The sequence below is a fragment of the Rhizobium sp. PP-F2F-G48 genome (assembly GCF_004342335.1).
Taxonomy (GTDB): domain Bacteria; phylum Pseudomonadota; class Alphaproteobacteria; order Rhizobiales; family Rhizobiaceae; genus Ferranicluibacter.
The window spans coordinates 318,095-331,554 of sequence record NZ_SLVH01000003.1; the positions used below are offsets into that span (position 1 = coordinate 318,095).

Sequence of the window (13,460 nt, forward strand, 5' to 3'; positions counted from 1 at the left end):
CGGGAGAGGTGGCGATATTACTCGGCGATATCAACGCCGTCGAAGCGGTGGATGCCGAGCGGATCCTGCACGTAGCCCGAGACCTTCTTGCTCATCGGCATGAAGACCAGGGAATGGTCGATGGTGTTCCACGGCGCCTCTTTCTTGAAGACGAGCTGGGCCTGCTGGTAGAGCTTGGTGCGCTCCGCCTGGTCCGGCGTCAGCTTGGCCTTCTTGACGAGATCGTCGAACTCCTTGTTGCACCATTGCGCGCGGTTGTTGCCGCCGACCGCGGTGCAGCCGAGCAGCGTGTCGAGGAAGTTGTCCGGATCGCCATTGTCGCCGGTCCAGCCGAGGATGACCGCGCCGTCGCGGGCCTTGTCGGAGGAGAGCTTCAGGTATTCGGCCCATTCGTAGGAGACGATCTCGACCTCGACGCCGATCTTGGCCAGGTCGGCCTGCATGAGTTCGGCCGCGCGGCGGGCGTTCAGCATGTAGGGACGCGATACGGGCATGGCCCAGATCTTCATCTTGAGGTTGGAGACGCCGGCCGCTTCCAGCATCTTCTTGGCCGCGTCCGGATCGTACTTGTCGTCCTCGACGGCGTCGTTATAGGACCACATCGTCGGCGGGATCGGGTTCTTGGCGACGGTCGCCGCACCCTGGAAGACGGCATCGACGATCGCCTGCTTGTTGACGGCCATGTTCAGCGCCTTGCGCACTTCCGGCTTGTCGAACGGGGCAACCAGCGTGTTGTAGGCGAGGTAGGAGACGTTCAGGCCTTCTTCCTTGAGGACCGTGAGGTTCTCATCCTTCTGCAGCTCGGCGACGTCGGCCGCATTCGGATAGGGCATGATGTTGCATTCGCCGGCCTTCAGCTTCTGCGCCCGTACGGCCGCGTCGGTCGTGATGGCGAAGACGAGGTCGTCGACCTTCTGCTTGCCGCCCCAATAATCCGGGTTGGCCTTGTAGCGGATGGCAGCGTCGGCCTGGTAGGCGACGAAGGTGTAGGGACCGGTGCCGAGCGGCTGCTGGTTCATCATCTCCATCTTGCCGTCGGCCTGCAGCTTGTCGGCATATTCTTTCGAATAGATGGAGGCGAAGTCCATGCCGAGATTGGCGAGGAACGGCGCTTCGGACTTGTTGAGAACGAACTTGACGGTGAGGTCATCGACCTTCTCGATCGACTTGATCAGCTCGGGAAAGCCCATGCCGCTGAAATATTCGTAGCTCGCACCGGCGACATACTTGTTCCAGGGATTGTCGGCCTTGTACTGGCGCTCGAACGAGAAGATCACGTCGTCAGCGTTCAGCTCGCGGGTGGGCGTGAAGAAGTCGGTGGTCTGGAATTTGACGCCCGGACGCAGCTTGAACGTATATTGCGTGCCGTCAGCCGACATTTCCCAGCTCTCGGCCAGGCCCGGCTCGATTTCCGTGCTGCCTTTCTTGAATTCGACGAGGCGGTTGTAAACCGTGCGCGAGGAGGCATCGAACGTGGTGCCGGCCGTGTAGAGCGCGGAGTCGAAACCTTCGGGCGAGCCCTCGGAGCAATAAACCAGCGTCTTCGACCAGGCGCTGCCAGCCATCAGCGTTACGACAGCCGTCGCCGCGAGAAGAGTAGAGAGCTTTTTCATCACCGTTTTTCCCAGTTTTCTTGTGTTCTCTTGAAACATTCTTATCTGCAAATGATCCGGATCGCAGCCGCAACCGGTCAGACCGGAAAGGAACGACATTTGCTGCGGCATTGCAATAACCCGCTCCATTCTTTTGTCCAGTTGGAAAATTTATCCAATATATAAGACATTACAGCGATATCATTCCGGATTGCAGCTTTGAGAGAGCAACCGCCTGGCGCCGGCGCAGGCCGCTGACCGCAGCGAGACAGCCACCGCAGCGGCGCGGTCGTCGGCTGAAAGCGCCTGTTATCGAGGGCGCAGGATGCCCGCGGAAGGGCGGCGGTGCGCTGTTTCGGGCACGACTTACCTTTTTTAGGGGAGTTGCCAAGCCGCAAATGCCCGCTAAACTAGTATTCCGGCAGTCAGAGGGGCAACATCGACGTGGGAGCGTTGCTGGATACTTATAGACGCTACGATTTCCAGAAGGATCTCGAAAAAGCGCTGAACCGCGTCGATTTCTTCCGCGTTTTCCACATGCTGGCTCTGGGCGCCGGGTTCGATCACTTCGGCGTGTTGCAGCTCGGCCAGGAGGCGGAGCCCGCCCTGCTCTCCACGCGTCTGGTTCTGCACGACCTGCCGAGCGGGCTGACCGAGGAATATGACCGGCGATACCGGTTTTCCGATTGCCTGCTTCTCAAAAGCCTCCACGCCTCCACCGTGCCCTCCGTCTGGTCGGCCGCATCCGAGGATGCCGCGCCGTCAAAGGCGGGAACGGACTTTCTCGCACAGATCGGCTTCGACCTCGTGGCCTGCGTGCCGGTTCACAGCATCGTCGGTACGCGCTATGTCGTGCTCTATTTCGGGGACAATGACGACATCGACCGCACGAGCCATGTCGAGCTCTGCTACAATTCGATCACGGCGTTCGACTATTTCTACCGGTTCGTCCTGGCGACGCGGGTCGGCATGGGCCTGACGGCCCGCGAAACCGAGATTCTCAGATGGATCTCCCATGGGAAGACGGCCAGCGAGATTGCGCTGATCGTTTCGGTGTCGGAACACACGATCAACTCTCATACGGCGACGATCCTGAAAAAACTCGATGTCGTCAATCGAACGCAAATGGTCGCCAAGGCTATCAGGGAACAAATCATCCAATGAATGTCTTTGAAAGCCCGATCGCCTGAACCTCCACATCCGACCTTATACTAGGCATTTTAGAAACCGGAATATTTGAGCCGATGACGATATTGCATATCCTTTTGATCGATGACGAGCCTTCCGAACATGTTATCCTGCGGCGATTGATGACGAAGGTTCAGTCCTTCACCATCCAGCTGCATTACTCCGATACGATCGAAGCCGCGGTCGATGTCATCGGCTCCGGCACCCCGATTGCCATGGTGCTGGTGGACAATCGGCTGCCGCCGCATGGCGATTTCCGCGAGACGGTTCCCCTGATCCGCCAGAAGGGGTTTATCGGCCCCGTCGGCGTGATCTCCGGTTCGCTCGATGACGCCTATTTTCAGTCGTTCCAGGAATACGGCGTCGATTTCCGGCTCGACAAGGCCGAGCTGGACCCGACCGCCATCGAATTCCTGCTGCAGGAATATCTGGTCAAATCCTGACACGAAAACGACGCGTCTTTTCAGGCGCGTCGCTCGTCTTTCACGTATGTCGATCGTCTGGAGCGCAGGCTCAGGCAGCCGTCTGCGGCTGGGCCGGCGGCGCGACGTAGGGAAGCGGATCGAGGCCCAGCAGGAAGTTGATCTGCGGGCGGGACTTGACGAGATCGTCGATCGAATATTGCGAGAGCACGTCGAAGAAGGCGTTGAGCGCCTTGCGCAGCGCGGTGTTCAAGCCGCAGCTGTCGACCAGCGGGCAATCTACTTCGCCCGCATCGAAGCATTCGGCCATCGAGAAGCTGTCTTCCGTCACCTTGACGACATCGAACAGCGTGATCTGCGAGGCGGGCTTCGGCAGGCGGACGCCGCCATTGCGGCCGCGGACCGTTTCCACGAGACCCGCCTTGTTGAGCGGCTGGAGAATTTTGAACAGAAACAGTTCGGACACGCCATAGGCGCGCGCAATCTCGGGAATGCGGCTCAGACGGCCTTCGTTTGCGGCACAATACATCAGCATGCGAACGGCATAATTGGTCTGCTTGGTCAGGCGCATTCTTCACTCCGATGCTCGGACGCCGGCGAATCCATCGATCGCCACTCCCTGTCGCCGCTACATATAGAACGGCAGCCAGTTTGGAACAATTCCAAAACGACGGAATGTCGAGAAAGATGCTCATGAAAAAAAGGGCCCCTTGCGAGGCCCTTTTCTCGAAATTGCCTGAAGCGCGTCGCGATCTTTCAGATCTGCTCCTTGCGCTTCAGAGCCTTGGTCTTACGCCGTCGTTTTCGCAAAGCCGCTGCACTGGTCGGTGCGGCCCGCGTAAAAAGGCTTGCGTCTACTTCATCGTCGGCATGACGAACTCGGCACCGTCCTTGATGCCCGAGGGCCAGCGGCTGGTGATGGTCTTGGTGCGGGTCCAGAACCTGATCGAGTCCGTGCCGTGCTGGTTGAGATCGCCGAAGGACGAGGACTTCCAGCCGCCAAAGGAGTGGTAGGCGAGCGGAACGGGGATCGGAACGTTGACGCCGACCATGCCGATGTTGATGCGCGAGGCGAAGTCGCGGGCCGCATCGCCGTCGCGGGTGTAGATCGCGACGCCGTTGCCGTATTCGTGCTTCATCGGCAGGTCGAGCGCTTCCTCATAGGTCTTGGCGCGGACGACGGAGAGGACGGGGCCGAAGATTTCGGTCTTGTAGATGTCCATGTCCGGCGTGACATTGTCGAACAGGCAGCCGCCGACGAAATATCCGTCCTCATAGCCCTGCAGCTTGAAGCCGCGGCCATCGACCACGAGATCGGCGCCAGCCTCCACGCCCTTGTCGATCAGGCCGAGAATGCGGTCGCGCGCTTCCCGGGTGACGACGGGGCCGAGATCGGCCTTGTCGTCGGTATAGGGGCCAATGCGCAGGGATTCGACCATCGGCGTCAGCTTCTCGATCAGGCGGTTGGCGGTTTCCTCGCCGACGGGCACGGCCACCGAGATCGCCATGCAGCGCTCGCCGGCCGAGCCGTAGCCGGCGCCCATCAGGGCGTTGGCGGCCTGGTCGAGATCGGCATCCGGCATGATGATCATGTGGTTCTTGGCGCCGCCGAAGCACTGGGCGCGCTTGCCGTTCATCGCCGCGGTGCCATAGACATAGCGGGCGATCGGCGTGGAACCGACGAAGGAGACGGCGGAAATGTCGGGATGCGTCAGGATCGCATCGACCGCGCCCTTGTCGCCATTGACGACGTTGAGGATGCCGGCGGGCAGGCCCGCTTCGATCATCAGTTCGGCCAGGCGGATCGGCACGGACGGATCGCGCTCGGACGGCTTCAGGATGAAGGCATTGCCGCAGGCGATGGCCGGGGCGAACATCCACATCGGGATCATGCCCGGGAAGTTGAACGGCGTGATGCCGGCGCCGATGCCGACCGGCTGGCGGATCGAATACATGTCGATGTTCGGGCCGGCGCCTTCGGTGAACTCGCTCTTCGACAGATGCGGGATGCCGATGACGAATTCGCAGACTTCGAGACCGCGGACGATATCGCCCTTGGCGTCGTCGATGGTCTTGCCGTGCTCGCGCGAGAGCATTTCGGCGAGGTCGTCCATGTTGTCGTTGAGGAGCTGCACGAACTTCATGAAGACGCGGGCACGGCGCTGCGGATTGGTGGCCGCCCATTTCGGCTGTGCCGCCTTGGCGTTTTCGACCGCTGCTGCGAGTTCGGCGTCGCTGGCGAGCGCCACCTTGCCCTGGACTTCGCCCGTTGCCGGATTGAAGATGTTGCTCGTGCGGCCGCTGGTGCCGGCAACTTTCGCGCCGCCGATGAAATGACCGATCTCGTACATGGCTGTCTCCTCCAGATTGTCGTTGCTGTTGACGCGAAGATCGCACTACAGTCTGCACAAATCAACATGCGAAAACCCGGAACGGTTGTGCAGAAATCGACACAAAGAGGTCTCGTCGCGTGAATTGGGACGATGTGCGGATGTTTCTCGCGGTCGCGCGCACCGGGCAGATCCTGGCTGCGTCGAAGCGCGTCGGCGTCAACCATGCAACGCTCAGCCGGCGGGTGACGGCGCTGGAGGAGGCGCTGAAGACCCGGCTTCTGGTGCGGCGGACCAATGGCTGCGAGCTGACGGCGGAGGGCGAGGTGTTCTTTCACGCCGCCGAGCGGATGGAGACGGAGATGCTGGCGGCGCAGGCGCATGTCGGCCGGGTCGATACCGCCGTCGCCGGGACGGTGCGGATCGGGGCGCCGGACGGTTTCGGCGTCTCCTTTCTGGCACCGCGGCTCGGCCGGCTGACGGCTCGTTTTCCGGCCCTGCGCATCCAGCTCGTGCCGGTTCCCCGCTCCTTCTCGCTGTCGCAACGCGAGGCGGATATCGCCATCACGCTCGAGCGGCCCGAGCAGGGACGCCTCGTCTCCTCCAAGCTCACCGACTACACGCTCGGCATCTATGCTTCCGACGCCTATCTGCGCGAGCACGGCACGCCCGACAGCATCGAGGCGCTGAAGCGGCATCCGCGGATCGGCTATGTCGAGGATCTTCTCTGGACGGCCTCGCTCGATTTTACCGGCGAGGTGATGCGCAACTGGGATGCGGGCTTCGAGATTTCGAGCGCCACCGGGCAGACGGAGGCCGTACGGTCCGGTGCCGGCATCGGCATCCTGCACAATTACATCGCCCGCCAGCACGGCGAGCTGCGCCGCATCCTGCCCGAGGCGACCATCCGGCGCGCCTATTGGACGACCTATCACGAGAGCGCGCGGGACCTGCTGCGGGTGCGCACGGTCGTGGATTTTCTGCAGGAGCTGGTGACCGCGGAGACGGCGATCTTCGTTTGAGGAGAGAGGGTTGGGAGATCAGGGAAGACGGCGGTCTATCAGGCAATCCCGGCCTTGCCGGCCGGAATTGCCAGACCCGTTTTGCACGTCATGCACATCATCCACCATTGTTTTCGAGCTGCGCATCATGCGCCTCGGTTCTCCATCGAACAGCCGAAGTCTAGCCGGCAAGGCGTTAACGAGACCTTACAAATGCCCTTATCCGGCACGCGGTGCGGGCAGAAAGGTTAATACGCGGTAAAGCCGGCGCACTGATTTCTAGGTGGTTGCCGGCAAGACCTGGTCGTGTTGCGCCGCAAGAGCCCGCATCACCCGCGAAAAGCGATCGAGGATGCGGGCACGGGCATGATGCCGGCCGGCGGTCACCTGTCGTTTGCCGGCCACCCACACGCTGTCGGGCCGCGTCCCGTTGGCAAACAGCCAGGCATCGAGCACGGCGTCATGTCGCGCGCCGCTCTCGGGCATCATGAGGGCGACGAGATCGGCCGCAGCACCGACCGCAAGGCCTGAAGGTGCGGCCGGATCGGCACCGAGCGCGATGGCGCCGCCGGCCCGTGCAGCTTCGAAAAGCGCCCGCCCGGTCGACTGTCCGGCAGCGGCCATGACATTGCGCGAGCGATGCGCCAAGCGCTGCGAATATTCGAGCTGGCGGAGTTCGTCCGGCAGGCCGATCAGGATGTTGCTGTCCGAGCCGATGCCGAACCGCCCGCCGGCCTTCGTGAACAAAGTGGCGTTGAACGTTCCGTCTCCCAGATTGGCCTCGGTGATCGGGCAAAGGCCGGCGATTGCGCCGCTTGCGGCCATGCGCACCGTTTCGTCATCGGTCATGTGGGTCGCGTGGATGAGGCACCAGCGCGGATCGAGCCCGACATGATCGAGCAGCCATTCGACCGGGCGGGCGCCGGACCAAGCGATGCAGTCCTCGACCTCCTTCACCTGTTCGGCGACATGGATGTGGATTGGCCCCTGCCCGGCCATCGAGACGACGGCTGCGATCTCCTCCGGCGTCGCGGCGCGCAGGCTGTGCGGGGCAACGCCGACGCGGGCGGCCGGCAGGCCGGCCACGGCGGTGCGGCAGCCCTCCAGCAGGCGGGCAAAACCGTCGAGCGTGTTGATGAACCGCCTCTGGCCGTCGCTCGGTGCAGCACCACCGAAGGTGGAATGGGCGTAGAACACCGGCAGGAGCGTCAGGCCGATCCCGGTGTCAGAGGCGGCGGCAGCGATGCGGACGGCCATTTCCGCGCTGTCATCATAGGGGCGGCCGTTGATGGCGTGGTGGAGATAGTGGAATTCGCCGACGCGGGAAAAGCCCTGTTCGAGCATTTCCATGTAGAGCTGGGCCGCGACCGCCTCGACCTGGTCCGGCGTCATCGTCAGGGCGAAGCGGTACATGACGGTGCGCCAGCTCCAGAAACTGTCGGCGCCGGGGCCGCGCACCTCGGCAAGGCCCGCCATGCCGCGCTGGAAGGCATGGCTGTGGAGGTTCGGCATGCCGGGGACGAGGATGGCGTGGCGCTCCTCGCGAGCCTCCAACCTGGCATCGGCTTTTGCCTCGGTCTCGACGGAAACGATGCGGCCGTCGGCAAACGAGATCCTGACATTGTCATGCCAGCCATTCGGCAAAAGGGCGGATGCCGCGAAAACCGTGGTCGTCTCTCCTGCCGCCCCGTCTCTCGGCTGACCCGTTTCCTGCCGTCCCATTGCCTGGCTTCCCATCGTCCTGCTCCCGGTCCCGACCGCGCGGCAGCTCCAGAATGAGGCTTGCGCTCCGTGATCATTTGTATATACATAATGACGAGCAAAGGAAAGGCGGGAAAAGCGATGTCTTCCATGAAGTCCCCATCGGCAGCGTCGGGCGCCTCGGCCTGCGACACGCTCTGGCACAATGCCCAGCTCGCCACGCTCGACCCCACCTTGCCCGGCCTCGGCCTTGTCGAACAGGGCGCGATCGCCGTTTTAAACGGGCGGATCGTCTATGCCGGGCCGGAAGCGGACCTTCCTTTTGCACGTGAGGCCGCCGGCCGTCTCGTCGATTGCGGCGGGCGGTTGATCACGCCGGGGCTGATCGATTGCCATACGCATCTGGTGCATGCCGGCGACCGGGCGAACGAGTTCGAGATGCGGCTCGCCGGCGCAACGTACGAAGAGGTCGCGCGGGCCGGCGGCGGCATCGTCTCCTCCGTCCGGGCGCTCCGGGAGGCCAGCGAAGACGATCTCGTCGCGCAGTCCCTGCCCCGGCTCGACGCGCTGATGGCCGAGGGCGTGACCACCGTCGAGATCAAGTCGGGCTACGGGCTCGACCTTCCCCATGAACGCAAGACGCTGCGGGCCGCGCGCCGGCTCGGCGAACTTCGCGACGTCACCGTGCGCACGACTTTTCTCGGCGCGCATGCTCTGCCGCCGGAGTTCAAGGGCGACAGCACGGGCTATATCGCCAAAGTGTCCGACGAGATGCTGCCGGCGCTTGTCGCCGAGGGGCTCGCGGATGCGGTCGATGGGTTCTGCGAGGGGATCGCCTTCTCGCCCGCCGAGATGCGGCGCGTGTTCGATGCCGCCAAGGCCTTGGGGATCCCGGTCAAGCTGCATGCGGACCAGCTTTCCAACCTGCATGGCGCGGCCCTTGCCGCCTTCTATGGCGCGCTGTCGGCCGATCATCTGGAATATACCGATGCCGCCGGGGCGGAGGCCATGGCGGCGAGCGGCACCGTGGCCGTCATCCTTCCCGGCGCCTTCTACTTCATCCGCGAGACGAAAAAGCCGCCGATCGATCTCTTCCGGCAGGCGGGCGTCGCGATGTCGATCGCGACCGACAACAATCCGGGCACGTCGCCGCTGACCTCGCTTCTCCTCACCATGAACATGGCCGCAACGCTCTTCGGCATGACCGTGACGGAGTGCATCGCCGGGGTGACGCGCGAGGCGGCCCGGGCGCTGGGGCTCGTCGACGAGGTGGGAACGCTGGAGGTGGGCAAGCAGGCCGATCTCGCGATCTGGTCGGTGACCCGCCCCGCCGAACTCGTCTACCGCATGGGGTTCAACCCGCTCCATGCCCGCATCCGCAACGGACATTGATCGCGCGGGCCCCGCCTCGCCAGACCTTTAGGACTTCGCCATGACGCTTGTTCTGCAGCCGGGCTCCGTGCCCCTCTCCACCCTCGAAACGCTCTACTGGACCGGCGAGCCCGCCCGGCTCGACCCGTCGTTCAATGCCGGCATCGAAAAGGCTGCGGCGCGGATCGCCGAGATCGCCGGCGGCAATGCCCCGGTCTACGGCATCAATACCGGCTTCGGCAAACTGGCGAGCATCCGCATCGATGCGGCCGATGTCGCGACGCTGCAGCGCAATCTCATCCTGTCGCATTGCTGCGGCGTCGGCGAGCCGCTGGCCGACGCCATCGTGCGACTGATCATGGCGCTCAAGCTCGTCTCGCTCGGCCGCGGCGCCTCCGGCGTGCGGCTGGAACTCGTGCGGCTGATCGAGGCCATGCTGGAGCGGGGCGTCATTCCCGTCATCCCGGAAAAAGGCTCCGTCGGCGCATCCGGCGATCTCGCGCCGCTCGCGCATATGACCGCGGTCATGATGGGCGAAGGGGAGGCCTTCTTCGACGGCGCACGGCTCGATGGGCGCACGGCGCTGGAACGGGCGGGCCTTGCGCCCGTGGTGCTTGCCGCCAAAGCCATATCGAGGGCGACGAGCGCGTGCAGGACCCCTATTGCATCCGCTGCCAGCCGCAGGTGGACGGCGCCTGCCTCGACCTGCTGCGCTCCGTCGCCCGCACGCTGGAGATCGAGGCCAATGCGGTGACCGACAATCCGCTGGTACTCTCCGACAATTCGGTCGTTTCCGGCGGCAACTTCCATGCCGAGCCGGTGGCCTTTGCCGCCGACCAGATCGCTCTGGCGGTCTGCGAGATCGGGGCGATCGCCCAGCGGCGCATCGCGCTTCTGGTCGATCCCGCCCTCTCCTACGGCCTGCCGGCCTTTCTCGCGAAGACGCCGGGGTTGAATTCCGGGCTGATGATCGCCGAGGTGACATCGGCGGCGCTGATGAGCGAAAACAAGCAGATGTCGCACCCGGCCTCGGTGGATTCGACGCCGACCTCCGCCAATCAGGAAGACCACGTCTCCATGGCCTGCCACGGCGCGCGGCGGCTGTTGCAGATGACGGACAATCTGTTCTCCATCATCGGCATCGAGGCGCTGACGGCCGCACAGGGCATCGATTTCCGCGCGCCGCTGGTGTCCAGCCCCGAACTGTCGAACGTCATCGCCGCGATCCGCACCGTGGTGCCGACGCTCGAGACCGACCGCTACATGGCGACCGACCTCAAGGCCGCGCGCGACATCGTCGCCGACGGACGGCTGAACGCTGCCGTGTCCGATGGCCTGCTGCCGGCTCTGGAGGTCTGAGATGGCCGTTTTCGAGATCGACCGCGGCACCTCGCCCGTTATTCTCGCCTTTCCGCATACGGGAACGGACGTGCCGGCCGACATCGCCGCGCGGCTGAACGACAATGGCCGGATCCTTGCCGATACCGACTGGCATATCCACAAGCTCTACGACGGCTTGCTTGCCGACGTCACCACCGTGCGCGCGACCTTTCACCGCTACGTGATCGACGCCAATCGCGATCCGGACGGCGGCAGCCTCTATCCCGGACAGAACACGACGGGGCTGGTGCCGGACACGGACTTCGACGGCGCGCCGATCTGGCAGCAAGGTTCGGAGCCGACAACCGACGACATCGCGGCGCGCCTGCACGCCTTCCACCAGCCCTATCACGCGGCGCTTGCCGCCGAAATCGCGCGGGTGAAGGCGCTGCATGGCGTGGCGATCCTCTATGACTGCCACTCGATCCGATCGCATATCCCCTTCCTGTTTTCAGGCAAGCTGCCGGACTTCAACATCGGCACCGACAACGGCCGGACCTGCGCGCCGGAGATCGAGACGGCCACTGTCGAGATCGCCGAGGCGGCGACAGGCTATGACAGCGTGCTCAACGGCCGCTTCAAGGGCGGCTGGACGACGCGACATTACGGCCGGCCGACCGAAGGCATCCACGCGATCCAGATGGAGCTGGCGCAATCCACGCATCTGGCGACCGAAGTGCCACCCTTTGCCTATGACCCGCAAAAGGCCGAGCCGCTTCGCCGCCATTTGAAAGACATTCTCGAGCGCATCGCGCGCATCGCGCCCACGCTCGCACACTCATAAAAGGGGAAAACCGATGACGAACCCGCGCCACAATATCCGCGAGATCCGCGCTGCCCGCGGCACCGAGCTGACCGCGAAATCCTGGATGACCGAAGCGCCCCTGCGCATGCTGATGAACAATCTCGACCCCGATGTCGCCGAGAACCCGCACGAGCTGGTCGTCTATGGCGGCATCGGCCGGGCGGCGCGCACCTGGGCGGATTTCGACCAGATCGTCGCATCGCTGCGCGATCTGGAGGAAGACGAAACACTGATGGTGCAGTCCGGCAAGCCGGTCGGCATCTTCCGCACGCACAAGGACGCACCGCGCGTGCTGATCGCCAACTCCAATCTCGTGCCGCATTGGGCGACCTGGGATCATTTCAACGAGCTCGATAAGAAGGGCCTGGCCATGTACGGACAGATGACCGCGGGATCGTGGATCTATATCGGCAGCCAGGGCATCGTGCAGGGCACCTACGAGACCTTCGTGGAAGCCGGGCGGCAGCATTATGACGGCAATCTGACCGGGCGCTGGGTGCTGACCGGCGGGCTCGGCGGCATGGGCGGCGCGCAGCCGCTGGCGGCCGTCATGGCCGGCGCCTGCTGCTTGGCGGTGGAGTGCAACCCCGACAGCATCGATTTCCGCATTCGCACCCGCTATGTCGATGCCCGCGCCGAGACGCTGGACGAGGCGATGGAGATGATCGAGCGCTGGACGGCTGCCGGCGAGGCGAAATCCGTCGGCCTGCTCGGCAATGCGGCGGATATCTTCCCCGAGATGGTCCGTCGCGGCATCCGGCCCGACATGGTGACCGACCAGACCTCCGCCCACGATCCGATCAACGGCTACCTGCCGAAGGGCTGGACCATGGCGCAATGGCGCGAGACGCGCGAAAGCGATCCGAAAGCCGTGGAAAAGGCCGCCCGCGCCTCGATGCGCGACCATGTGGAAGCGATGATCGCGTTTCAGCAGAGGGGCATTCCGACCTTCGACTACGGCAACAATATCCGGCAGGTCGCCAAGGACGAAGGCCTCGAAAACGCCTTCGACTTCCCCGGTTTCGTACCGGCCTATATCCGTCCGCTGTTCTGCCGCGGCATCGGCCCGTTCCGCTGGGCGGCGCTCTCCGGCGATCCCGAGGATATCCGCAAGACCGACGCGAAGGTGAAGGAACTGCTGCCCGACAACAAGCATCTGCACAACTGGCTCGACATGGCCGGCGAGCGCATCGCCTTCCAGGGCCTGCCTGCGCGCATCTGCTGGGTGGGCCTTGGCGATCGCCACCGGCTGGGCCTCGCCTTCAACGAGATGGTGCGCACCGGCGAGCTTTCCGCCCCCATCGTCATCGGCCGCGACCATCTCGACAGCGGCTCCGTCGCCTCGCCCAACCGCGAGACCGAGGCGATGAAGGACGGCTCGGATGCCGTATCGGACTGGCCGCTCCTCAACGCGCTGCTCAACACCGCCTCGGGCGCGACCTGGGTGTCGCTGCATCACGGCGGCGGCGTCGGCATGGGCTTCAGCCAGCATTCCGGCGTCGTCATCTGCTGCGACGGCTCCGAGGATGCCGACCGCCGCATCGAGCGGGTGCTGTGGAACGACCCTGCGACCGGCGTCATGCGCCATGCGGATGCCGGATACGACATCGCGCTCGATTGCGCCCGCGACAAGGGCCTGCGCCTGCCGGGCATTCTCGGCAACTGATGAC

10 protein-coding genes and 1 pseudogene are annotated in these 13,460 nt (G+C 64.0%); 7 read left to right on the plus strand and 4 right to left on the minus strand.

What is annotated here, in order from left to right; all coding sequences use genetic code 11:
• Positions 1-17 precede the first annotated feature (17 nt).
• Complete coding sequence (locus C8J36_RS09440; RefSeq protein ID WP_132534358.1) at positions 18-1,613, minus strand: ABC transporter substrate-binding protein; 1,596 nt, start codon at positions 1,611-1,613, stop codon at positions 18-20.
• Positions 1,614-2,045: 432 nt separating this feature from the next.
• On the opposite strand from C8J36_RS09440, the gene C8J36_RS09445 reads away from it, so the two are divergent.
• Both C8J36_RS09445 and C8J36_RS09450 read left to right on the plus strand, forming a co-directional pair.
• Entirely contained in the window at positions 2,046-2,756 is a 711-nt protein-coding gene (locus C8J36_RS09445; protein ID WP_062595033.1) for a helix-turn-helix transcriptional regulator, read from the plus strand.
• 146 nt (positions 2,757-2,902) lie between these two features.
• On the plus strand, positions 2,903-3,223 hold the full coding sequence (locus C8J36_RS09450) for a response regulator (protein ID WP_132534360.1): 321 nt from the start codon (positions 2,903-2,905) through the stop codon (positions 3,221-3,223).
• Positions 3,224-3,293: 70 nt separating this feature from the next.
• Here the strand turns inward: C8J36_RS09450 and rirA are convergent, their stop codons facing one another.
• Together rirA and C8J36_RS09460 are read right to left on the minus strand one after the other, a co-directional pair.
• Positions 3,294-3,773, minus strand: a complete 480-nt coding sequence (rirA, locus tag C8J36_RS09455) for an iron-responsive transcriptional regulator RirA (protein WP_062595035.1) — start codon at positions 3,771-3,773, stop codon at positions 3,294-3,296.
• 283 nt (positions 3,774-4,056) lie between these two features.
• The gene (locus C8J36_RS09460) at positions 4,057-5,553 is read right to left on the minus strand and encodes a CoA-acylating methylmalonate-semialdehyde dehydrogenase (protein ID WP_062595036.1); all 1,497 of its coding nucleotides are present in this window, start codon (positions 5,551-5,553) and stop codon (positions 4,057-4,059) included.
• Positions 5,554-5,672: 119 nt separating this feature from the next.
• On the opposite strand from C8J36_RS09460, the gene C8J36_RS09465 reads away from it, so the two are divergent.
• A complete protein-coding gene (locus C8J36_RS09465) occupies positions 5,673-6,554 on the plus strand; it encodes a LysR family transcriptional regulator (protein WP_132534362.1) in 882 nt (293 codons plus the stop codon).
• Between the two features lie 258 nt (positions 6,555-6,812).
• Here C8J36_RS09465 and C8J36_RS09470 read toward each other — a convergent pair whose 3' ends face one another.
• The gene (locus C8J36_RS09470) at positions 6,813-8,255 is read right to left on the minus strand and encodes a formimidoylglutamate deiminase (RefSeq protein ID WP_132534944.1); all 1,443 of its coding nucleotides are present in this window, start codon (positions 8,253-8,255) and stop codon (positions 6,813-6,815) included.
• Between the two features lie 129 nt (positions 8,256-8,384).
• Between C8J36_RS09470 and hutI the strand changes: the two genes are divergently transcribed.
• From hutI to hutU, 4 genes and pseudogenes are all read left to right on the plus strand, one after another.
• Positions 8,385-9,626 carry an imidazolonepropionase gene (gene hutI / locus C8J36_RS09475; RefSeq protein WP_132534364.1) on the plus strand — a complete coding sequence of 414 codons (1,242 nt, stop codon included), beginning with the start codon at positions 8,385-8,387 and terminating at the stop codon, positions 9,624-9,626.
• Positions 9,627-9,666: 40 nt separating this feature from the next.
• Positions 9,667-10,964 (plus strand): annotated as a pseudogene (gene hutH, locus C8J36_RS09480) (histidine ammonia-lyase).
• Position 10,965: 1 nt separating this feature from the next.
• Positions 10,966-11,769: an N-formylglutamate deformylase gene (gene hutG / locus C8J36_RS09485; protein WP_132534366.1), complete on the plus strand. Its 804-nt coding sequence runs from the start codon at positions 10,966-10,968 to the stop codon at positions 11,767-11,769.
• 13 nt (positions 11,770-11,782) lie between these two features.
• Positions 11,783-13,456: a urocanate hydratase gene (gene hutU / locus C8J36_RS09490; protein ID WP_132534368.1), complete on the plus strand. Its 1,674-nt coding sequence runs from the start codon at positions 11,783-11,785 to the stop codon at positions 13,454-13,456.
• The last annotated feature ends 4 nt before the right edge of the window (positions 13,457-13,460 follow it).